This window comes from Collimonas sp. OK412, assembly GCF_900112135.1.
GTDB classification, from domain to species: Bacteria; Pseudomonadota; Gammaproteobacteria; order Burkholderiales; family Burkholderiaceae_D; genus Collimonas; species Collimonas rhizosphaerae.
Genome location: NZ_FOLC01000020.1, coordinates 42,643 through 62,111 on the forward strand (window position 1 = coordinate 42,643; position 19,469 = coordinate 62,111).

Sequence of the window (19,469 nt, forward strand, 5' to 3'; positions counted from 1 at the left end):
ATTCGTTATTTGTCTGTGTATTCTTTACCTGCCTGCCCCCGCAAACCTGGGTTCGCGGGAGACAAGCCTCTTAGCCCTTAAGGCTGTCCAGGTCTTCCACGTTGATGGTGTCCAGGTTACGGAACAACGCCACCAGGATCGCCAGGCCGATCGCCGACTCGGCAGCTGCTACGGTAAGGATGAAGAAAACGAAAATCTGTCCGGCCGCATCGCCCAGGTAATACGAGAAAGCGATGAAGTTCATGTTCACCGCCAGCAGCATCAGTTCGATTGCCATCAGCAACACGATCAGGTTCTTGCGGTTCAGGAAAATGCCGACAATGCCGATCGAAAACAGGATCGCGCCAAGGATCAGATAATGAGCGAGAGAAATTGCCATGGTGCGTCCTTGTTATTTTTGTGGAGCCGCTGGCGCGGCCGGCGGGGTTGCGGCAGGAGTCACCGCAAGATTCGCAGGCGCAACCGGGTCGACCTTGGCTTCCGATTTCATCTTCACGATGCGCACCCGGTCGCTGCTCTTGACCTTGACTGCCGCGGAAGGCGAGAAATACTTGCTATCCTTGCGGCGGCGCAGCGTCAGGGCAACCGCGGCGACGATCGCCACCAGCAGGATGACCGCAGCGATTTCAAAGGCGTACACGTATTCGGTGTAGATCAGCTTGCCCAGCTCCTTGGTGTTGCCGATGTTGGCCGAGATGGCAGGAACATCGGATTCGGAACCCTGGAAGCCGTGGAAAATGACCGCGGCCATTTCCAGCACGATGACGGTGCCGACGGTCGCCGCCAGCGGGAAGTAACCCCAGAATCCCTCACGCATCTTGTCCAGGTTGATATCCAGCATCATCACCACGAACAGGAACAGCACCATCACCGCGCCGACATACACCAGCACCAGCACGATGGACAGGAACTCGGCTTTCAGCAGCATCCAGATGCCGGCCGCCGAGAAAAACGACAATACCAGGAACAACGCGGCGTGCACTGGATTGCGTGCGGTAATCACGCGCAAGGCGGCGATTACCAGCACCACCGAAAACGCGTAGAACAAGAAGGTCTTAAATTCCATAATGGCCCAGAAAGTCGGCTAAAAAAACTTCATCAATTACTAGAACAACTTTTACCCCGTCATTCCCGCTTACGCGGGAATCCATTCTAGTCAGCAACCTGGATCCCCGCGTTCGCGGGGATGACGGCAATTGGTTAGCGGTATGCAGCATCCGCAGCACGCGCCGCGGCAATCTCGGGTTCGTAGCGATCCCCCACGGCCAGCAGCATTTCCTTGGTGTAGTACAGGTCGCCGCGCTTTTCACCGTGGTATTCCAGAATGTGGGTCTCGACGATCGAATCGACCGGGCAAGACTCTTCGCAGAAACCGCAGAAAATGCATTTGGTCAGGTCGATGTCGTAACGCGTGGTGCGGCGCGAACCGTCGGCACGCTGCTCCGACTCGATCGTGATCGCCATTGCCGGGCAAACCGCTTCGCACAGTTTGCAGGCGATGCAGCGCTCTTCGCCGTTCGGATAACGGCGCAGCGCGTGCAGGCCGCGGAAACGCGGCGATTGCGGCGTCTTCTCTTCCGGGAACAGCACCGTAATCTTGCGGGCGAACAGGTAGCGGCCGGTCAGCCGCAACCCTTTGAGCAACTCCAGCAGCATCAGACTGCCGAAAAAATCCTTGATGGCTTCCATTTTCACTAACCTTCCATTACTTCCAGATATTCCATGGACTTTGAATCCAGGCAGCGACAATCACCAGGTAGGCGAGAATCAAGGGGATGAACACTTTCCAGCCGAGACGCATGATCTGGTCATAGCGATAACGCGGGAACGAGGCACGCACCCAGATAAACACCGACAGCATGAAGAAGGTCTTGGCGCCGAGCCAGATCCAGCCCGGGATCCAGTCCAGCATCGCCAGCGGCGAAGCCCAGCCGCCCATGAACAGCAGCGTGGTCAGAATCGAGACCAGGATCATGTTGGCGTATTCGGCCAGGAAGAACATCGCGAACGACATGCCCGAGTATTCGATCATGTGGCCGGCAACGATTTCCGATTCGCCTTCCACCACGTCGAACGGATGACGGTTGGTTTCAGCGATGCCCGAGATAAAGTAAATCAGGAACACCGGCAGCAGGGACAGCCAGTTCCACGACAGGAAACCGACGCCGTGGTCGTAGAAGTAGCCCTTGCTTTGCGCCATCACGATATCGATCAGGTTCAGGCTGCCGGACACCATCAGCACGATGACCAGCGCAAAACCCATGGCAATCTCGTAGGACACCATCTGCGCCGAAGCGCGCATCGCGCCGAGGAAAGCGTACTTGGAGTTGGATGCCCAGCCGGCGATGATCACGCCGTAGACTTCCATCGAAGTGATCGCCATCACGAACAGCAGGCCGGCGTTGACGTTGGCCAGCACGGTTTCCGGACCGAACGGCACCACTGCCCAGGCGGCCAGCGCCGGCATGATGGTCATGATCGGGGCAATGAAGAACAGTACCTTGTTGGCGCGCGCCGGCAGCGTGACTTCCTTCAGCAGCAGCTTGAGGGCGTCAGCGATAGGTTGCAGCAAACCAGCCGGGCCGACGCGGTTAGGGCCGAGGCGGATATGCATCCAGCCGATCAGCTTGCGTTCCCAGTAAGTCATGTAGGCCACGCACAACAGCAGCGGCACGACTACGACGATGATCTTGATCAGGTTCCAGACCAGCGGCCAGATGAAGCCGAACCAGTCGGCGCCGGTGGCATTGATGGCGGCGATGAAGTGATCCATCATGCTTTCTCCACTACGATAGAACCAAACATTCCGCCCAGGGCCGAGGTCGAGGCATGCGCAGCGGCTACCCGCACCACATTTTCCGGCAGCGCAGGATCGATCGCCGCTGTCAGTGCAGCAGCGCCCTGCCCTTGTTTGAGATTGACGCGATCGCCGGCAGCGATACCCAGTTTTGCAGCCAGTGCAGCCGACAGCCATGCCCGCGGCGCCTGGCCGTCAACGGTTTCCTGCAGCGAAACCGCGCGGCGCACTACCGCGTCGCCAAAATAGATAGGCACATCGGCGATGCGCTCCAGCGCGCCGTTGGCGGCTTGGGCCGCAGCCTGTGGAGCCAGGTCGCCGAAGTTGTTCAGGCGTGCGGCCAGGTTTGCTTCGGCGACTTCGCCGGTACCCAGCACTTCATCGCGGATCGCTTCGGAAGTATCGTAGTCAAAACCAGGCAAGCCCAGCAGGTTGCCCAGCACACGCAGCACCTTCCATGCCGGACGGGCATCGCCCATTGGGCGGACGGTGCCGTTAAAGCTTTGGGCGCGGCCTTCGCAGTTGACGAAAGTGCCGGAGGTTTCGGTGAACGGCGCGATCGGCAGCAGCACGTCGGAGTATTCAGCACCGTGCTTATACGCCGACAGGGTCACAACCATCTCGGCTTGCTTCAGCGCTGCAACTGCCGTTTGCGGGTCGAAACTGTCCAGCTCCGGTTCGGCGTTCAGCAGCACATACGCTTTGTGCGGCTGCGCGAAAATCTGTTGTGCGTTACGGCCCTTGCCCGCTGCAGGCAGGGCGTTGGCCCAGTAGCCGCCGACGGTGTTGCCGGCTTCGGTCAGGTAACCGAACTTCGTGCCGGCCTGCTCTGCGATCCACTGCGCCACTGCGTGCAGTTGCGAAGCTTGCGGATGCTGTGCGGCAGCGTTGCCCAGCAATACTGCCTTGGATTCGCCGGACAGCAGGCTGGCGGCGGTTTGCTTGGCTTCAGCCGACACTTCGGCATTTTCGAAACCGGCAGGCGCGGCCACGCCCTTGGCTTGCGCCACGGCGGCGGCCACCTGTCCCAGCGCCGACAGCCAGGCCGACGGCGCCACGATCATCTTGTTGGCGACCGGCATCAGCAGGTCATCGTCGGTGGCATGCAGGATGCTCAGCTTGGCGCCGCGCTTGATACCCAGGCGCAGCCGTGCCGACAGCAGCGGATGATCCTTGCGCAGGAACGAGCCGATGATGAAAGTGCGGTCCAGCTGTGCGAATTCGTTGATCGACATGCCCAGCCATGGCATGACTTTGCCATCCAGTGCGAAGTCTGACTGGCGCAGGCGGAAATCGATGTTTTCCGAACCCAGGCCGCGCGTCACTTTTTGCAGCAGCGACAATTCTTCCAGCGTCGAATACGGTGTGCCGACGGCAGCGATGGCGTCAGCGCCATGCTCATGGCGGATGTTGCGCAGGCCGTGCGCCACATATTCCAGCGCGGTTTGCCATTCCACTTCCTGCCACTTGCCGTCCTGCTTCAGCATCGGCCTGGTCAGGCGCTCGTCGCTGTTCAGGCCTTCATAGGCGAAGCGATCCTTGTCTGACAGCCAGCATTCGTTGACGTCGTTGTTTTCCAGCGGCAGCACGCGCATCACCTTGCCGGACTTGACTTGCACCACCAGGTTGGCGCCCAGGCCGTCATGCGGGCTGACCGATTTGCGGCGCGACAATTCCCAGGTACGGGCGCTGTAGCGGAAAGGCTTGGATGTCAGCGCGCCGACCGGGCACAGGTCGATCATGTTGCCCGACAATTCTGAATTGACAGTCTTGCCGACGAACGTGGTGATCTCCGAGTGTTCGCCGCGGCCGACCATGCCGAACTCCATCACGCCGGCGATTTCCTGGCCGAAGCGGACGCAACGCGTGCATTGGATGCAACGGCTCATTTCCTGCATCGAGATCAGCGGACCGGCGTCTTTCGGCGCCACGACACGCTTCTCTTCTTCGTAGCGGGAAGACGATTTGCCGTAGCCGACCGCCAGGTCCTGCAACTGGCATTCTCCGCCCTGGTCGCAGATCGGGCAATCCAGGGGATGGTTAATCAGCAGGAATTCCATCACGCTCTTTTGCGCGGTGGTGGCCTTTTCGCTGGCGGTGCGCACGATCATGCCGGCAGTCACCGGCGTGGCGCAGGCCGGCAGCGCCTTCGGCGCTTTTTCCACCTCGACCAGGCACATGCGGCAGTTGGCCGCGATGGAGAGTTTTTTGTGATAGCAGAAGTGTGGAATGTAAGTGCCAATCTTGTTGGCAGCATCCATTACCATGCTGCCCTCCTGGACTTCCACTTTCTTGCCGTCTATTTCGATTTCAACCATGGCTTTTGCTTTTCTTGCCTAAGTGTTTTGCACGCTGCTTGCGCAGGCTTAAACGTATGCCGGCACCAAGCAATGCTTATGCTCGATGTGATATTCAAATTCTTCGCGATAATTCTTCAGGAAGCCGCGCACCGGCATCGCCGCAGCATCGCCGAGCGCACAGATGGTGCGGCCCATGATGTTGCCCGCTACCGTATCCAGCAGGTCCATGTCTTCCGGGCGGCCGTGGCCGGTTTCAATCCGGTGCACCAGGCGATACAGCCAGCCTGTGCCTTCGCGGCATGGCGTGCACTGGCCGCAGGATTCTTCAAAGTAGAAGTAGGACAGGCGCAGCAGCGACTTCACCATGCAGCGCGTTTCATCCATCACGATCACGGCGCCCGAACCGAGCATGGAGCCAGCCTTGGCGATCGAATCGTAATCGAGGTCGGTGTCCATCATGACGTCGCCCTTGATCACCGGCGCGGATGAACCGCCGGGGATCACGGCCTTGATCTTCTTGCCGCCGCGCATGCCGCCGGCCAGCTCCATCAGCTTGGCGAACGGCGTGCCCAGCGGCACTTCGTAGTTGCCCGGCTTTTCGACGTCGCCAGAGATCGAGAAAATCTTGGTGCCGCCGTTGTTTGGCTTGCCGAGTTCCAGGTAGGCTGCGCCGCCCATGTTCAGCAGGAACGGCACGGCCGCGAAGGTCTCGGTATTGTTGATCGTGGTCGGCTTGCCATACAGGCCGAAGCTGGCAGGGAAAGGCGGCTTGAAGCGCGGCTGCCCTTTCTTGCCTTCCAGCGATTCCAGCAAGGCGGTTTCTTCGCCGCAGATATATGCGCCGTAGCCGTGGAATGCATGCAGCTGGAAGTTGAATTCGCTGCCGAAAATCTTGTCGCCCAAGGCGCCCGCGGCACGCGCCTCGTCCAGCGCTTCTTCAAAGCGTTCGTAGCCGGACCAGATTTCACCGTGGATGTAGTTGTAGCCGACCGAAATGCCCATGGCGTAAGCGCCGATGGCCATGCCTTCAATCAGCGAATGCGGATTGTAGCGGATGATGTCGCGGTCCTTGAATGTGCCAGGCTCGCCTTCGTCGGTATTGCAGACCAGGTACTTCTGCCCCGGGAACTGGCGCGGCATGAAGCTCCACTTCAGGCCGGTCGGGAAACCGGCGCCGCCGCGGCCGCGCAGCGAACCGGCCTTCAGTTCGGCGATGACTTGTTCCGGGGTAATGCCTTCGGAGAGGATGCGCTTGAGGGCGGTATAGCCGCCGCGCTTGACGTAATCGGCGTAGTGCCAGTTGTCGCCATCCAGGTTGGCCAGGATCAGCGGATTGATATGACGGTTGTGCAGGCTGGTCATTTCGGGGCTACCTCGCTGAGTTCCTTGAGCAAGCCGTCAATCTTTTCGTTCGACATCCAGCTGCACATGCGTTTGTTATTGACCAGCAGCACCGGCGCATCGCCGCAAGCTCCCATGCACTCGCCTTCAATCAGCGTGAACTGGCCGTCTGCGGTGGTTTCGCGGAAATCGATGCCGAGCTTGTGCTTCAGATGCTCCGCCGCCCGATCGCCGCCGGACAACTGGCATGGCAGATTGGTGCAGATGCTGATCTTGTGCTTGCCGACCGGCTTGGTGTTGTACATATTGTAAAAGGTCGCGACTTCCTGCACCGCGATGGCCGGCATGCCCAGGTAGTCAGCGACATCCTGCATGGTTTCCGGCGCCAGCCAGCCCTTTTCATCCTGCGCAATCGCCAGCGCAGCCATCACCGCCGACTGTTTCTGGTCGGCGGGAAATTTCGCTACTTCGCGATCGATTTTTTTGTATGTATCTTGACTTAACAACATGTGTTGGCCATTCGTGCGCGATGTTTTGCGCGAGTAGTTAAATTGGTAATAACTGCGTTGGTAATAACTGCGTTGGTAATAACTGCGTTGGTAATAACTGCGTTGGTAATAACTGCGTTCGCGAAAACTGCGTGGCAATGACTGCTTGGCAACAACAGCAATTGATAACGACAGCCTTAACGGTCGATCTCACCGAACACGATATCCTGCGTACCGATGATGGTGACGGCATCGGCGATCATGTGGCCCTTGGCCATTTCGTTCAAACCTTGCAGGTGCGGGAAGCCAGGCGCGCGGATTTTCAGGCGGTAAGGCTTGTTGGCGCCGTCCGATACCAGGTACACCCCGAACTCGCCTTTCGGATGCTCCACCGCTGCATACGCTTCGCCCGGCGGCACATGGAAACCTTCCGTGAAGAGCTTGAAGTGATGGATCAGCTCTTCCATGTTCGATTTCATGTCGATCCGCGACGAAGGCGCAACCTTGTGGTTGGTCGTCATCACAGGACCGCCGTTGTTGCGCAGCCATTCTACGCATTGCTTGATGATCCGGTTGGACTGGCGCATTTCTTCCACCCGCACCAGATAACGGTCGTAGCAATCGCCGTTCTTGCCGACCGGGATGTCGAAGTCCAGCAAGTCGTACACTTCGTACGGCTGCTTCTTGCGCAAATCCCATTCGACGCCTGAACCGCGCAGCATCGGGCCGGTAAAGCCCATCGCCTTGGCGCGCTCCGGCGACACCACGCCGATGCCGACCAGGCGCTGTTTCCAGATGCGGTTGTCGGTCAGCAGGGTTTCGTACTCATCCACGTATTTCGGGAAGCGCACGGTGAAATCTTCGATGAAGTCCAGCAGCGAACCCTGGCGGTTTTCATTCAGGGCGCTGATCGCCTTGGCGTTGCGCACCAGCGATGCCTTGTGCTGCGGCATGGTGTCCGGCAGGTCGCGGTAAACGCCGCCCGGACGATAATAGGCAGCGTGCATGCGGGCGCCGGAAACGGCTTCGTAGCAGTCCATCAGGTCTTCGCGTTCGCGGAATGCGTACAGCAGCACCGCCATCGCGCCGACGTCGAGCGCATGCGCGCCGATCCACATCAGGTGGTTCAGCAGGCGCGTGATTTCGTCGAACATGACGCGGATGTACTGCGCGCGCAGCGGCACTTCGAGGCCCAGCAGGCGCTCGATCGCCATCACGTAGCCGTGCTCGTTGCACATCATCGACACGTAGTCGAGGCGATCCATGTAAGGCACTGACTGCAGGTAGGTTTTCTGTTCCGCCAGCTTTTCGGTGCCGCGATGCAGCAGGCCGATATGCGGGTCGGCACGCTGGATCACTTCACCGTCCAGCTCCAGCACCAGGCGCAAAACGCCGTGTGCGGCCGGATGCTGCGGGCCGAAGTTCAGCGTGTAGTTCTTGATTTCTGCCATTATTTGATCCCGTAATGTTCTTCACGAATCACCCGCGGCGTGATTTCGCGCGGATCGATCGTTACGGGTTGATAAATTACGCGTTTTTGTTCAGCGTCGTAGCGCATCTCGACATAACCCGAGACCGGGAAATCCTTGCGGAACGGATGGCCGATGAAGCCATAGTCGGTCAGGATGCGGCGCAAGTCGTTGTGGCCTTCGAACAGGATGCCGAAGAAGTCGAATGCTTCGCGCTCGTACCAGTTGGCCGACGGCCAGATATCGGTCAGCGAAGCCAGCAGCGGCATTTCGTCGTCCGGCGCGAACACGCGCACCCGCAGGCGCCAGTTGTGCTCTATCGACAACAGATGGGAAACCGCCGCAAAACGGGCGCCGTCCCAGGCGCCGTCGCCATAGGTCGAATAATCGACGCCGCACAGGTCGATCAGTTCTTCAAAACGGGTATCGGCGTGGTCGCGCAGCACGCGCATCGCCGACAGGTAGTTCGCAGCCTTGACCACGATCGTGATCTCGCCGAAGGCCACGGCCAGGCTTTGGAGGTCGTCGCCAAGCGCATTGCGCACGGCGGCTTCCAGGTTTTCCAGTTTGGTCGTCATGGTGCTCTCTTAGCGCGCAATCGTATTGGTGCGGCGAATCTTGTTTTGCAGCTGGATGATGCCATACAGCAGCGCTTCCGCGGTCGGCGGGCAGCCCGGCACGTAAATGTCGACCGGCACGATGCGGTCGCAGCCGCGCACCACCGAATACGAGTAGTGATAGTAGCCGCCGCCGTTAGCGCAGGAACCCATGGAAATCACCCAGCGCGGCTCCGGCATCTGGTCGTACACCTTGCGCAAGGCCGGCGCCATCTTGTTGCACAGCGTGCCGGCCACGATCATCACGTCAGACTGACGCGGCGACGGCCGGAAGATTACGCCAAAACGGTCCATGTCGTAGCGCGAGGCGCCGGCATGCATCATTTCGACGGCGCAGCAGGCCAGGCCGAAAGTCATCGGCCACAGCGAGCCGGTGCGGGTCCAGTTGATCAGTTTGTCAGCAGTAGTAGTGACAAAACCTTCGTTCAATACACCTTCAATAGACATGGCTTACTCCCAATCCAGAGCGCCGCGTTTCCAGATGTACCAGAAGCCCACCACGAATTCGGCGATAAACACCATCATCGTGACAAAGCCCTGCCAACCGAGGTCGCGCATGGCAACCCCCCACGGGAAGAAAAATGCGGTTTCCAGATCGAACAAAATGAACAAAATGGCGACAAGGTAATAACGCACATCGAACTTCATGCGCGCGTCTTCGAATGCTTCAAAACCGCATTCGTATGGAGAAGTTTTTTGGGAATCAGGCCGGTGCGGCCCAAGTATGCGACCCAGCAGTTGCGGGGCAATGCCAACCGCGATACCGATCAGGATAAACAGCAGGACGGGAAAATAATTTTCGAGGTTCACGTTTTTGCGCCAGTAGTTTGAACAATCGAGGCTACGAGAGAGTTATCCCCTCGCAGCCCCTTTGCAGAATGATTTGCCGGTTTGAATGATCAAACCTGACGCCCCCAATCCGGCAAACCACGCCACAAGTTCCTCGACAAAAAGCCAGCGCAGGGGCAACCGTTGCTGGCCTCATATTCTTTGGTGCCGACGGCGAGACTCGAACTCGCACAGCTTTCGCCACTACCCCCTCAAGATAGCGTGTCTACCAATTTCACCACGTCGGCATAAGCGCGTATTTTAACCTGATTTGGTACTTTTGTTCAATGCACAATCGGATTAAAAGTCAGCAATTTCACTGCGAAAGCAGCCTTACTTTGGAATTTGATTCGACTGCGCGCTGCCAGTCGATGGCGCCGGCACCGAAGCCGCCGCGCTAGCCGATCCCGAAGCCGCCGCGGAAGCTGCAGCCGGCGCTGCCGATGTCTCTGGAATTGCTGCTGCAGGCGCCGAAGCCGCCGGCAGGTTTTCCATCACGCCGCCAGTGACCGCCGAGCGATGATTGCCGAGGTATACCAGCGCCAGTGTCGCGATAAAGAAAATCGCTGCCGCCAGGCCGGTCGATTTCGACAGGAAATTCGAAGAGCCGGTGGCGCCGAACAGGCTGCCGGAAGCACCGGAGCCGAAAGCCGCGCCCATGTCGGCGCCTTTGCCATGCTGCAGCAGCACCAGGCCGATGATCGTCAACGCCGACAACACCTGAACGATGACAATGATGTTAAATACTGTGTTCATTTAATAGATTTCCAAGGAGAGTTAATGCTTTATTTTTACTAAATCCGAATTACCGGGCTGCAGCGACAATCGCCAGAAAATCAACCGCCTTCAACGCTGCACCGCCAATCAGGCCGCCGTCTATATCCGGCATGGCCAGCAATTCGGCAGCGTTGTCAGGCTTCATGCTGCCGCCATACAAAATCCTTACTTCAACTGCCGCTGCGGGATTTTTCCCTGCCAGCTTGGCGCGCAAGGCCGAATGCACATCTTGCGCCATCTGCGGCATCGCCGTCTTGCCGGTGCCGATCGCCCATACCGGCTCATACGCAACCACGATCCGGGCCAGGTCGGCCGCATCCAGCATATCCAGCACCGCCGCCAGCTGCCGCCCTACGACTGCATCGGTCTGGCCGGCTTCGCGCTCAGCCAGCGTCTCGCCGACGCACACGATAGGCACGACACCCGCCTGCAAGGCGCGCAACGCCTTCTGCGCCACCAGCTCATCGCTTTCGGCATGATAAGCGCGCCGCTCGGAATGGCCGACGATAACGTACTGACAAGCAAAATCCTGCAACATGCCGACCGCGACTTCGCCGGTATAAGCCCCTGCGACATGCGCGGAAACATCTTGCGCGCCCCAGGCAATTGCCGATCCTGCAAGCTCGGCCTGGCATTGCGCGAGGTAAGGAGCCGGCGCGCAGACAGCGATGTCGCAAGCAGGAACAGCCAGCCCAGCCTTGATTTCCGCCAGCAATGCAGCATTGGCAACCAGACTGCCGTTCATTTTCCAGTTACCGGCTACAAGTTTACGACGCATATTTACCGAGGCCCAAGTTTTCAATAACCCGGCATTCTAACGCTTCGCAGGGAAGGCGGTCAAACCGGCAAGAAATATATGACGGGCGGCATGGGCTCTGCCGGCGGCCGGTTTTGCCCAGGGAAGCTCAAGCAAATGGTTTCGCAGCAGCAATACTGCGCGCGAAAAGTTCCATATCGACATTACCGCCGCTCACTATCACTCCGACCTTTTCTCCCGCAAACGGCAGCACCCGGTGCAGGACCGCGGCGGCAGCCAGGCAACCGGCCGGCTCGACCACGATCTTCATGCGCTCGGCAAAGAAGCGCATCTGGGTGCGCAACTGGTCGTCGCTGACGGTGACGATATCTTTTACATATGCCTGCAGGATAGGCAGCACCAGCTTGCCGATATGCTGCGTCTGGGCGCCGTCGGCAATCGTGTCCGGCACCGGGATGTGGACGATATTGCCGCTTCGCAACGACTGCTGGGCGTCATTGCCCGCCTCCGGCTCGACGCCGATCACGATGCAGCCGGGCGACAGCTGCGCCGCGGCGATGGCGCAGCCGGACAGCAAGCCGCCGCCGCCGGTGCACACGAACAGGTAATCGAGCGCCCCCACTTCATCAAACAGCTCTTTCGCCGCCGTACCCTGGCCGGCGATCACGTCCGCATGGTCATACGCAGGAATCACGGCGCAGCCGCGCTCAGCAGATAACTGCGCGGCGATCACTTCGCGGTCTTCGCGCTCGCGGTCGTACAGGATGATCTCGGCGCCATACTCACGCGTCGCCGCCAGTTTCATCGCCGGCGCGTTGCTTGGCATGACGATGGTTGCGTGCACGCCCAGCATGCGCGCCGCCAGCGCCATGCCTTGCGCATGGTTGCCGGATGAAAAAGCCACCACGCCCTGCTGCTTCTGCTCTTCGCTGAGGCAGCTGATGGCGTTATAGGCGCCGCGGAACTTGAAGGCGCCCACCCGCTGGAAATTTTCGCATTTGAAAAATACGCTGGCGTCCGCCTGGTGGTCGGCCTGGCTGGAAGTCAGCACCGGCGTCTTGTAAGCAACGCTCTCAAGGCGTTTGGCCGCAGCGGCGATATCCTTGTAAGTTACCGCCAGTCCGGCAAGTTCTGTTGCAGCCATTTTTCATCCTTTGTAGTTAATCCGCGCCAGACAACAATACTCGCATCTCGCCAATCACTCCGCCAGGCGGCGCCGGAACATCCAGCGGCCGCCGTCGGAATCCTGCGGCACATAGCGATAACCGTCCAGGTCGAAGGCTTTCAGCTTTTCCGCATCGCGGATCTTGTTCAGCGCCGCGTAACGCGCCATCAGCCCGCGCGCCCGCTTGGCGTAGAAGGAAATGATCTTGTACTTGCCGTTTTTCCAGTCCTCGAATACCGGCGTGACGATGCCGGCGGCCAGCACCTTTGGCCGCACCACCTTGAAATACTCTTCCGAAGCCAGGTTCACCAATGTGTCGGATTTTTGTTCGTCCAGCTGCTGGTTCAGCGCCTGGGTCACGGTGTCGCCCCAGAACGCATAAAGATTCTTGCCGCGCGGATTGGCCAGGCTGGTCCCCATCTCCAGCCGGTACGGCTGCATCCGGTCCAGCGGCCGCAATAAGCCGTACAAGCCCGACAGGATCCGGATGCGGCTCTGTGCATAGGTCAGCTGCGCCGCGTTCAGGGAGGGCGCATCCAGGCCTTCGTAGACATCGCCGTTGAACGCCATGATCGCCTGCTTGGAATTGGCGCTGGTGAATTTCCTGGACCACGAGGCGAACCGCGCGGTGTTCAGCTGCGCCAGCGGATCGGAGATTTTCATCATGCTGCCGATCTGGGCCGGCGACAGCTGCCGCAGGACGCCGATCAGTTCGGCGGAATGATCGATGAAATCGGGGGTGGTGTGGACTTCTGTCTTGCTGGGGGTGCTGTAATCGAGGGATTTTGCGGGCGACAAAACAATCAGCATGTGAACATCCAAATAAACCTGAGAATGTCCGCAATGATACCGAAACAAAGGCAACGGCGCTGGCGGCCGCCCCGCCCTGCCATCGGCGCTTAGCCGAAAGCGCCCCGCAGCAGGTCGCGCTCGAATTCGGCCACCCAGCTCGAACCGTCTCCGATCGGATATTGCTGTTTGTGTCCGCTGGATTTCCTGCTGACGGTGACAAAACCGGTCAGTCCGAAGATTTCATCGGTTTTGGGATCGGTCGTATCCACCTGGTGCAATTCGAAGTCGTCCGCAGGAAGGTGGCGCGCCCGCAGGACTGCCTGGAAATCATCCATTTCATCCGGCTCAATCAGCTTCATTGCCGCCTCCTGGAGTGAGATTGCGAACTGCCACCATAGCACGCTGGCGCCGGCCGCGCTTTCCGCCGCAGCGGCGGCGGCCTAGAATTGACGGGCAAACAATTTGGTTTTCTCGCCGTCGCCCTTTAGCTCCAGCAATCCTTCAAACTGCAAGCCTATCTTTTCCAGCAACCTGATCGACTGCTGGTTGTCGGGCGCCGTAATCGCCACGATCCGCTGCAAGCCGCAGGTCTTGTGGCCGAACGCCAGCACCGCCGACGCCGCTTCGCAAGCGTAGCCCTTGCCCCAGAAGTCCGGCATGAAGGCATATCCGATATCGACGTCCGGCAGGCTCTCGCGCTTGATCAGGCCGCACATGCCGATCGGCGTGGCGCTGTCCTTCAGTTCCACCATGTAGAAACCGAAGCCGTGGCTCTCGTACATCGCCATCGGCCCGTTGAGCAAGGCAGAGCGCGCCGCCTCGACAGTGCGTATGCCCTTGTCGCCGATGAACTGCAGCCATGAGGGCTCATTCACCAGGCGCAGGTAAAACCCGGCGTCGTCCGTGGTCAGCTTGCGCAAGACCAGCCGTTCTGTTGCTAGAACTGTCATCGATTTTTCCTTGAGATCGGGCATTTCCCTGTAGGATCGCAGCATAAGCAATGCCTTGAAGCTTGTCTAGGCGACCCCGTCTCGGCGACCCCGTCTAGAAGACCACTAATGAACCCAACCCCGAAAACCGTCCTGATTCCCTTGCCCAACCTGGATTTCGATCCCAGCGAAGTGGCGGTCTCGTGGCGCATCCTGACTTCGCGCGGACACCATGTAGTATTCGCCACGCCAGACGGCAAGGCGGCGGCGGCCGATCCGCTGATGCTGTCCGGCGAAGGCCTGGATGCCTGGGGCTGGATACCGCTGCTCAGGAAAATCAGGCTGCTGGGGCTGGCGCTGCGCGCCAATGCCGCGGCACGCGCCGACTATGCCGTGCTTGCAGACGATGGCGCGTTCCAGGCGCCGCTGCCCTACGCCGCGCTGCAGGCAGCCGACTACGACGGCCTGCTGCTGCCCGGCGGCCATCGCGCGCGCGGCATGCTGGCCTACCTGGAAAGCCAGCCGCTGCAGGATTTCACCGGCGCGTTCTTCGACAGCGGCAAACCGGTGGCGGCAATCTGCCATGGTGTCGTCCTGGCCGCCCGCAGCCGTTCGCCGCGCAGCGGGAAATCCGCCCTTCACGGGCGCAAAACCACCGCGCTGACATGGCAGCTGGAGCACAGCGCCTGGACCTTGATGAAATTCTGCGGCCGCTTCTGGGACCCCGCCTATTACCGCACCTACGGCGAACAAGAAGGCGAAGCCGCCGGCTATCGCGGAGTCCAGGCGGAAGTGACGCGAGCGCTGGCCCAGCCCGGCGACTTTATCGACGTCACCGCCGGTGCGCCGGATCATTTCCGCAAAAGCAGCGGCTTGTTCCGCGACAGCGCCGGCGACAGCCGCCCGGCTTTCGTGGTGCAAGACGACAACTATGTATCTGCGCGCTGGCCGGGCGACGTGCACCACTTCGCCGCCACTTTCTCCCTGCTGCTGGAAGATCGCTTGCCGCGTCAGCAACCGAGGTAAAATGCGCGCTATCGTTTGATGGAAACCCGCATGAACCCAGATTTACCGGCGCCGGCCCAAGCCAGCCAGACCAGACCGCGCATCGTCATCGACACCAATGTCTGCCTTGACCTGTTTGTCTTTCGCGACCCCCGTTGGGCCAGCCTGATGGCCGCCTTGCAGAGCGGCGCGGTCGAAGCCGTCACCCGCGCCGACTGCCGCCAGGAATGGCAAATGGTGTTGCATTATTCGCATCTGCCCGTCACCGACGACACCCGGCCGGCCTGCAATGCTGAATTCGACGCCTTGATCACCTGCCTGGAGGCCGAGGCGCTAAGCCCGCGTCCCGGCGTCCGCCTGCCCATCTGCACCGACCGCGACGACCAGAAATTCCTGGAGCTGGCGCTGGGCGCCAACGCCGTCACCCTGATCACCAAGGACAAGGCGCTGCTGAAACTGGCGCGCAAGACCGCCAAGGCCGGGCTTTTCGCCATCGTCGCGCCGCAGGCATGGGACCCGGCCGGCACCTAGGAGCCAGGAAAACGCGCAACCCTGTGCAGTCTCGGACAAAACGCTAAAATGCGAAATCCAGACACCAGGATTGACAGCAGATGAACCGCGATTTAAGAATTCCCGACAGCGCAGCCAGCGCAGACACCAAGCCCACACAACTTCAATCCAGACTGCCCAAAGTCGGCACTACCATCTTTACTGTGATGTCGACGCTGGCCAGCGAGAAATCGGCAGTCAACCTGGGACAAGGCTTCCCCGATTTCGACTGCGATCCGGCGCTGGTCGACGCCGTCAGCGGCGCCATGAAGAACGGCTTCAACCAGTATCCGCCGATGCCCGGCGTACCCGCCTTGCGCCAGGCCATCGCCGCCAAGATAGAAAAAATCTACGGCCACAGCTACGATCCGGCCACCGAAATCACCGTCACCGCCGGCGCCACCCAGGGCTTGCTGACCGCCATCATGTGCGCAGTGCATCCGGGCGACGAAGTGATCGTGATCGAACCGGCCTACGACAGCTACGTGCCGTCGATCGAACTGGCCGGCGGCAAGCCGGTGCTGGTGCAGATGACATTGGGCGCGGACGGATACCAGGTGCCGTGGGACCGGATTGCAGCGGCAGTCAGCCCGCGCACCCGCATGATCATGATCAATTCGCCGCACAATCCGACCGGCAGCGTGCTGAAACCGGCGGACATCGCGGCGCTCAAGGATATCGTGCGCGGCACCGAAATCCTGATCCTGTCGGACGAAGTCTATGAACACATGGTGTTCGACGGCGCGCGCCACGAATCAGTCTGCCGCGATCCGGAACTGGCGGCGCGCGCCTTTGTCGTTTCCAGCTTCGGCAAGACTTATCACGTGACCGGCTGGAAAATCGGCTATGTGGCGGCGCCGGCGATGCTGTCCGCGGAATTCCGCAAGGTGCATCAATACAATATCTTCACCGTCAATACGCCGGTGCAGCATGGGATCGCGCAGTACATGCAGGACCCCGCGCTCTATCTCGAACTGCCGGCGTTTTACCAGCGCAAGCGCGACCTGTTCCGCGACGGCCTGAAGCACACCCGCTTCAAGCTGCTGCCGGCCGACGGCACCTACTTCCTGTGCGTCGACTACTCCGCCATTTCATCGCTGAGCGAAGCCGATTTCGCGATCTGGCTGACGTCCGAAATCGGCGTCGCGGCGATTCCGGTATCGGCGTTCTACCAGTCCCCGCGCGAATCGGGCATCGTCCGCTTCTGCTTTGCCAAACAGGAGCAGACCTTGCAGCAGGCGCTGCAGCGGCTGGCAAAAATCTAGTACAAACCAGACACGCAACTGCACAACAAAGGAAATAGCCATGATCGATGTCTATAGCTGGGCCACGCCGAACGGCCACAAGATCCACATCCTGCTGGAAGAGCTAGGCCTGCCTTATCGCGTACACGCCATCGATATCGGCGCCGGCGACCAGTTCACGCCGGATTTCCTGTCGATCTCGCCCAACAACAAAATCCCTGCCATCGTCGATGCCGACGGCCCCGACGGCAAACCGATCTCGCTGTTTGAATCCGGCGCGATCCTGCTTTACCTGGCCGGCAAGAGCGGCCGTTTCCTCGGCCATACCGACCGTGAAAAATTCAATACACTGCAATGGCTGATGTTCCAGATGGGCGGCGTCGGGCCGATGCTGGGCCAGGCTCACCATTTCCGCATCTACGCGCCGGAAAAGATCGAGTACGCGGTCAACCGCTATACCAATGAAGCGAAGCGTCTCTATGGCGTGATCGACAAGCAGTTGTCGCAACACCCATACCTGGCCGGCAATGAATACACGATCGCCGATATCGCCACGTTCCCGTGGCTCCGTTCCTGGAAAAACCAAGGCATAGAGCTGAGCGAATATCCGCACCTGAAAACCTGGTTCGACGCCATCAGCGAACGGCCGGCGGTGAAACGCGGCGTCGAGGTGCTGGCTTCGGCGCGCAAGCCGCTGACCGACGACAAGGCGCGGGATATCCTGTTCGGCAGCCAGCAGTACCAGAAGCGGTAAAACCCTCGTAGGGCGGGCGGCGCCCGTCCTACGACTGCGGTGCGGGGTAGCTGACCGCCAGTATTTCCAGTTCGTCGATCCCGGCCGGCGTCATCAGGGTCACGCTCTCGCCTTCATGCGCCTTGGTCAAGGCGCGCGCCACCGGCGAAATCCAGCTGATCTTGCCATGCAGCGGATCGAGTTCGTCGATGCCGACGATGGTCACCGTATGTTCTTCGCCGGCATGGTTCTGGTAACTCACGGTGGCGCCGAAAAACACCTGGTCGCGGCCATGGTGCACACTTGGATCGACGACTTCCGCCAGGTCCAGCCGCTTGGTCAAGAATCGGATGCGGCGGTCGATTTCACGCAGCCTGCGCTTGCCGTAAATGTAATCGCCGTTTTCCGAACGGTCGCCGTTCGAGGCGGCCCAGGAAACGATGCGCACCACTTCCGGCCGGTCGACGTCGATCAGGCGCAACAGCTCGTCCTTCATGCGTTGGTAGCCTTCGGGAGTCATGTAATTCTTGGTGCCGGGCGGGATCGCCGGCAATCCGAATTCGAGATCGTCGTCATCGCCTTCGGATTCTTTTACAAATGCCTTGTTCATAGCTGACATTGTAGTTCCAAATACACTACGGCTGCCGATTTTGCCCCGAACCATGGCTTTTCTTGCATGGCGGTATGGTAAAGTCGGATTAGTGCAATGTTGCCCGTGCTGACTTCCGCCATATGCCTTCCTCCCTTTCCCGCCATACCTCTTCCGCTCCGTTCCGGATCGGCCTCGCCGCCAACCGCAGCCATCAGCAAGGCCCGGAATCGGCGCTGGCGCAGCTGCTGACCGGCAGCCGCAGCAGCATCGAACAGCAGCTCAAGCCGCAGCTGGTCGTGGTCGGCCGCACCCTGGACGCCATGCAGCAGCTGGGCCTGCTGGAAAATTATCCGCACATCGAACGCTTCCCCTACGGCCGTCACGGCGGCTTGATGAAGCTGGTGTCGCGGGTGGTCGACGCCGATCCGGCGCGCACCCTGGATGCGGTGATTTACCTGATGGATCCGGTCGATCCTTCTTCGATCTTTCCGGAAGCGGTAGCCTTGAAACGCCAATGCGTGATCCATGGCAAACCGTTTTTGTCGACGCTGGCCGGTGCCCGCGAATGGTTGGAGCTGGAGGCCACGGCGGACGGCGCCGCGCCAAATCCGGCACTGGATCCGACCTTCGACCTGGCGCAGGAAGGCATCGCCCTGATCGCCCACGACGCCATGAAAGACCGGATGCTGGAAATTGCGGAACGCCATTTCGCCCTGCTTGACCAGTTCGCATTCCGCTGCGCCACCGGCACTACCGGCAGCCTGCTCAACAAGCTGGCGCAGAAAATCAAGGGCGAAGAAGCCGGCCGCAACTGGGTCAAGCCCTTTCTCAGCGGCCCGCTCGGCGGCGACGCCCAGATCGCCGAGCTGATCCTCGACCGCCAGCAATGCCGGCGCGTATTGTTCCTGGAAGACCCGCATGTCGCCCGCCAGCACGAAGCCGACATCCAGCTGCTGGAACGCGCCGCCCGCACCGTCACCGACTATGCGCTGTGCATCAGCGACGCCGAATGCGGCGAGCGCTGGCTCACGCTGTTGCAGCAGCGCGCCGCGCAAAACCAGCCTGCCGCCCCGCGCTAGGCTTTAA

23 protein-coding genes and 1 tRNA gene are annotated in these 19,469 nt (G+C 60.1%); 5 read left to right on the plus strand and 19 right to left on the minus strand.

Annotated elements, in window-relative coordinates:
• Positions 1 to 70: 70 nt before the first annotated feature.
• The 18 genes from nuoK to BM062_RS18805 form a co-directional block, all read right to left on the minus strand.
• On the minus strand, positions 71 to 379 hold the full coding sequence (nuoK, locus tag BM062_RS18720) for an NADH-quinone oxidoreductase subunit NuoK (protein ID WP_014005587.1): 309 nt from the start codon (positions 377 to 379) through the stop codon (positions 71 to 73).
• Between the two features lie 12 nt (positions 380 to 391).
• Positions 392 to 1,066 carry an NADH-quinone oxidoreductase subunit J gene (locus BM062_RS18725; protein ID WP_092399614.1) on the minus strand — a complete coding sequence of 225 codons (675 nt, stop codon included), beginning with the start codon at positions 1,064 to 1,066 and terminating at the stop codon, positions 392 to 394.
• Positions 1,067 to 1,200: 134 nt separating this feature from the next.
• Positions 1,201 to 1,689: an NADH-quinone oxidoreductase subunit NuoI gene (gene nuoI / locus BM062_RS18730; protein ID WP_014005585.1), complete on the minus strand. Its 489-nt coding sequence runs from the start codon at positions 1,687 to 1,689 to the stop codon at positions 1,201 to 1,203.
• Between the two features lie 16 nt (positions 1,690 to 1,705).
• Positions 1,706 to 2,773, minus strand: coding sequence for an NADH-quinone oxidoreductase subunit NuoH (gene nuoH, locus BM062_RS18735; protein ID WP_092399700.1), 1,068 nt, complete (start codon positions 2,771 to 2,773; stop codon positions 1,706 to 1,708).
• Positions 2,773 to 5,115, minus strand: a complete 2,343-nt coding sequence (gene nuoG / locus BM062_RS18740; RefSeq protein WP_092399616.1) for an NADH-quinone oxidoreductase subunit NuoG — start codon at positions 5,113 to 5,115, stop codon at positions 2,773 to 2,775. The genes nuoH and nuoG overlap by 1 nt, the downstream gene beginning before the upstream one ends.
• 48 nt (positions 5,116 to 5,163) lie before the next feature.
• Positions 5,164 to 6,459, minus strand: a complete 1,296-nt coding sequence (nuoF, locus tag BM062_RS18745) for an NADH-quinone oxidoreductase subunit NuoF (RefSeq protein ID WP_014005582.1) — start codon at positions 6,457 to 6,459, stop codon at positions 5,164 to 5,166.
• Positions 6,456 to 6,947 (minus strand): NADH-quinone oxidoreductase subunit NuoE, encoded by a 492-nt coding sequence (nuoE, locus tag BM062_RS18750; RefSeq protein ID WP_092399702.1) that lies wholly within the window; start codon positions 6,945 to 6,947, stop codon positions 6,456 to 6,458. Before nuoE ends, nuoF begins: the two co-directional genes overlap by 4 nt.
• 176 nt (positions 6,948 to 7,123) lie before the next feature.
• The gene (locus BM062_RS18755) at positions 7,124 to 8,377 is read right to left on the minus strand and encodes an NADH-quinone oxidoreductase subunit D (RefSeq protein ID WP_092399618.1); all 1,254 of its coding nucleotides are present in this window, start codon (positions 8,375 to 8,377) and stop codon (positions 7,124 to 7,126) included.
• Complete coding sequence (locus BM062_RS18760; protein WP_092399620.1) at positions 8,377 to 8,973, minus strand: NADH-quinone oxidoreductase subunit C; 597 nt, start codon at positions 8,971 to 8,973, stop codon at positions 8,377 to 8,379. The genes BM062_RS18755 and BM062_RS18760 overlap by 1 nt, the downstream gene beginning before the upstream one ends.
• Positions 8,974 to 8,982: 9 nt before the next feature.
• Positions 8,983 to 9,459, minus strand: a complete 477-nt coding sequence (locus BM062_RS18765) for a NuoB/complex I 20 kDa subunit family protein (protein WP_014005578.1) — start codon at positions 9,457 to 9,459, stop codon at positions 8,983 to 8,985.
• A gap of 3 nt (positions 9,460 to 9,462) precedes the next feature.
• Complete coding sequence (locus tag BM062_RS18770; RefSeq protein WP_092399622.1) at positions 9,463 to 9,822, minus strand: NADH-quinone oxidoreductase subunit A; 360 nt, start codon at positions 9,820 to 9,822, stop codon at positions 9,463 to 9,465.
• Between the two features lie 181 nt (positions 9,823 to 10,003).
• Positions 10,004 to 10,088, minus strand: a tRNA-Leu gene (locus BM062_RS18775).
• Positions 10,089 to 10,173: 85 nt separating this feature from the next.
• Positions 10,174 to 10,596, minus strand: coding sequence for a preprotein translocase subunit SecG (gene secG / locus BM062_RS18780; RefSeq protein WP_092399624.1), 423 nt, complete (start codon positions 10,594 to 10,596; stop codon positions 10,174 to 10,176).
• A gap of 49 nt (positions 10,597 to 10,645) precedes the next feature.
• Complete coding sequence (tpiA, locus tag BM062_RS18785; RefSeq protein ID WP_092399626.1) at positions 10,646 to 11,395, minus strand: triose-phosphate isomerase; 750 nt, start codon at positions 11,393 to 11,395, stop codon at positions 10,646 to 10,648.
• Between the two features lie 127 nt (positions 11,396 to 11,522).
• Complete coding sequence (locus BM062_RS18790; protein ID WP_092399628.1) at positions 11,523 to 12,518, minus strand: threo-3-hydroxy-L-aspartate ammonia-lyase; 996 nt, start codon at positions 12,516 to 12,518, stop codon at positions 11,523 to 11,525.
• A gap of 54 nt (positions 12,519 to 12,572) precedes the next feature.
• Positions 12,573 to 13,349 (minus strand): peroxide stress protein YaaA, encoded by a 777-nt coding sequence (gene yaaA, locus BM062_RS18795; RefSeq protein ID WP_092399630.1) that lies wholly within the window; start codon positions 13,347 to 13,349, stop codon positions 12,573 to 12,575.
• 89 nt (positions 13,350 to 13,438) lie between these two features.
• Complete coding sequence (locus tag BM062_RS18800) at positions 13,439 to 13,690, minus strand: transcriptional regulator (protein ID WP_175501083.1); 252 nt, start codon at positions 13,688 to 13,690, stop codon at positions 13,439 to 13,441.
• Between the two features lie 81 nt (positions 13,691 to 13,771).
• The gene (locus BM062_RS18805) at positions 13,772 to 14,281 is read right to left on the minus strand and encodes a GNAT family N-acetyltransferase (RefSeq protein ID WP_175501084.1); all 510 of its coding nucleotides are present in this window, start codon (positions 14,279 to 14,281) and stop codon (positions 13,772 to 13,774) included.
• A gap of 108 nt (positions 14,282 to 14,389) precedes the next feature.
• Here BM062_RS18805 and BM062_RS18810 point away from each other — a divergent pair, with 108 nt between their 5' ends.
• The 4 genes from BM062_RS18810 to BM062_RS18825 all read left to right on the plus strand — a co-directional run bounded on the left by BM062_RS18810 (position 14,390) and on the right by BM062_RS18825 (position 17,812).
• Positions 14,390 to 15,286 (plus strand): type 1 glutamine amidotransferase domain-containing protein, encoded by an 897-nt coding sequence (locus BM062_RS18810; protein WP_092399636.1) that lies wholly within the window; start codon positions 14,390 to 14,392, stop codon positions 15,284 to 15,286.
• Between the two features lie 30 nt (positions 15,287 to 15,316).
• Positions 15,317 to 15,796 (plus strand): putative toxin-antitoxin system toxin component, PIN family, encoded by a 480-nt coding sequence (locus BM062_RS18815; protein ID WP_092399638.1) that lies wholly within the window; start codon positions 15,317 to 15,319, stop codon positions 15,794 to 15,796.
• A gap of 185 nt (positions 15,797 to 15,981) precedes the next feature.
• Complete coding sequence (locus BM062_RS18820) at positions 15,982 to 17,079, plus strand: pyridoxal phosphate-dependent aminotransferase (RefSeq protein ID WP_254785157.1); 1,098 nt, start codon at positions 15,982 to 15,984, stop codon at positions 17,077 to 17,079.
• A gap of 40 nt (positions 17,080 to 17,119) precedes the next feature.
• Entirely contained in the window at positions 17,120 to 17,812 is a 693-nt protein-coding gene (locus BM062_RS18825) for a glutathione binding-like protein (protein WP_092399642.1), read from the plus strand.
• A 28-nt stretch (positions 17,813 to 17,840) separates the two neighbouring features.
• Here the strand turns inward: BM062_RS18825 and greB are convergent, their stop codons facing one another.
• Positions 17,841 to 18,401: a transcription elongation factor GreB gene (greB, locus tag BM062_RS18830; protein ID WP_092399644.1), complete on the minus strand. Its 561-nt coding sequence runs from the start codon at positions 18,399 to 18,401 to the stop codon at positions 17,841 to 17,843.
• Between the two features lie 122 nt (positions 18,402 to 18,523).
• On the opposite strand from greB, the gene BM062_RS18835 reads away from it, so the two are divergent.
• Positions 18,524 to 19,462, plus strand: coding sequence for a methylglyoxal synthase (locus BM062_RS18835; protein WP_092399646.1), 939 nt, complete (start codon positions 18,524 to 18,526; stop codon positions 19,460 to 19,462).
• Positions 19,463 to 19,469: the final 7 nt, after the last annotated feature.

What these genes read in the sequence shown, in the direction of transcription:
- nuoI (WP_014005585.1), bottom strand. Translation starts at nt 1,689, where the DNA reads ATGGAAGCCATCAAGGATTTTTTCGGCAGTCTGATGCTGCTGGAGTTG.
- BM062_RS18765 (WP_014005578.1), bottom strand. Translation starts at nt 9,459, where the DNA reads ATGTCTATTGAAGGTGTATTGAACGAAGGTTTTGTCACTACTACTGCT.
- nuoE (WP_092399702.1), bottom strand. Translation starts at nt 6,947, where the DNA reads ATGTTGTTAAGTCAAGATACATACAAAAAAATCGATCGCGAAGTAGCG.
- greB (WP_092399644.1), bottom strand. Translation starts at nt 18,401, where the DNA reads ATGAACAAGGCATTTGTAAAAGAATCCGAAGGCGATGACGACGATCTC.
- nuoG (WP_092399616.1), bottom strand. Translation starts at nt 5,115, where the DNA reads ATGGTTGAAATCGAAATAGACGGCAAGAAAGTGGAAGTCCAGGAGGGC.
- yaaA (WP_092399630.1), bottom strand. Translation starts at nt 13,349, where the DNA reads ATGCTGATTGTTTTGTCGCCCGCAAAATCCCTCGATTACAGCACCCCC.
- BM062_RS18825 (WP_092399642.1), top strand. Translation starts at nt 17,120, where the DNA reads ATGATCGATGTCTATAGCTGGGCCACGCCGAACGGCCACAAGATCCAC.
- BM062_RS18835 (WP_092399646.1), top strand. Translation starts at nt 18,524, where the DNA reads ATGCCTTCCTCCCTTTCCCGCCATACCTCTTCCGCTCCGTTCCGGATC.
- BM062_RS18805 (WP_175501084.1), bottom strand. Translation starts at nt 14,281, where the DNA reads ATGACAGTTCTAGCAACAGAACGGCTGGTCTTGCGCAAGCTGACCACG.
- nuoH (WP_092399700.1), bottom strand. Translation starts at nt 2,773, where the DNA reads ATGGATCACTTCATCGCCGCCATCAATGCCACCGGCGCCGACTGGTTC.
- BM062_RS18810 (WP_092399636.1), top strand. Translation starts at nt 14,390, where the DNA reads ATGAACCCAACCCCGAAAACCGTCCTGATTCCCTTGCCCAACCTGGAT.
- BM062_RS18820 (WP_254785157.1), top strand. Translation starts at nt 15,982, where the DNA reads ATGTCGACGCTGGCCAGCGAGAAATCGGCAGTCAACCTGGGACAAGGC.
- BM062_RS18760 (WP_092399620.1), bottom strand. Translation starts at nt 8,973, where the DNA reads ATGACGACCAAACTGGAAAACCTGGAAGCCGCCGTGCGCAATGCGCTT.
- BM062_RS18790 (WP_092399628.1), bottom strand. Translation starts at nt 12,518, where the DNA reads ATGGCTGCAACAGAACTTGCCGGACTGGCGGTAACTTACAAGGATATC.
- BM062_RS18800 (WP_175501083.1), bottom strand. Translation starts at nt 13,690, where the DNA reads ATGAAGCTGATTGAGCCGGATGAAATGGATGATTTCCAGGCAGTCCTG.
- BM062_RS18755 (WP_092399618.1), bottom strand. Translation starts at nt 8,377, where the DNA reads ATGGCAGAAATCAAGAACTACACGCTGAACTTCGGCCCGCAGCATCCG.
- nuoK (WP_014005587.1), bottom strand. Translation starts at nt 379, where the DNA reads ATGGCAATTTCTCTCGCTCATTATCTGATCCTTGGCGCGATCCTGTTT.
- nuoF (WP_014005582.1), bottom strand. Translation starts at nt 6,459, where the DNA reads ATGACCAGCCTGCACAACCGTCATATCAATCCGCTGATCCTGGCCAAC.
- secG (WP_092399624.1), bottom strand. Translation starts at nt 10,596, where the DNA reads ATGAACACAGTATTTAACATCATTGTCATCGTTCAGGTGTTGTCGGCG.
- tpiA (WP_092399626.1), bottom strand. Translation starts at nt 11,395, where the DNA reads ATGCGTCGTAAACTTGTAGCCGGTAACTGGAAAATGAACGGCAGTCTG.
- BM062_RS18815 (WP_092399638.1), top strand. Translation starts at nt 15,317, where the DNA reads ATGAACCCAGATTTACCGGCGCCGGCCCAAGCCAGCCAGACCAGACCG.
- BM062_RS18725 (WP_092399614.1), bottom strand. Translation starts at nt 1,066, where the DNA reads ATGGAATTTAAGACCTTCTTGTTCTACGCGTTTTCGGTGGTGCTGGTA.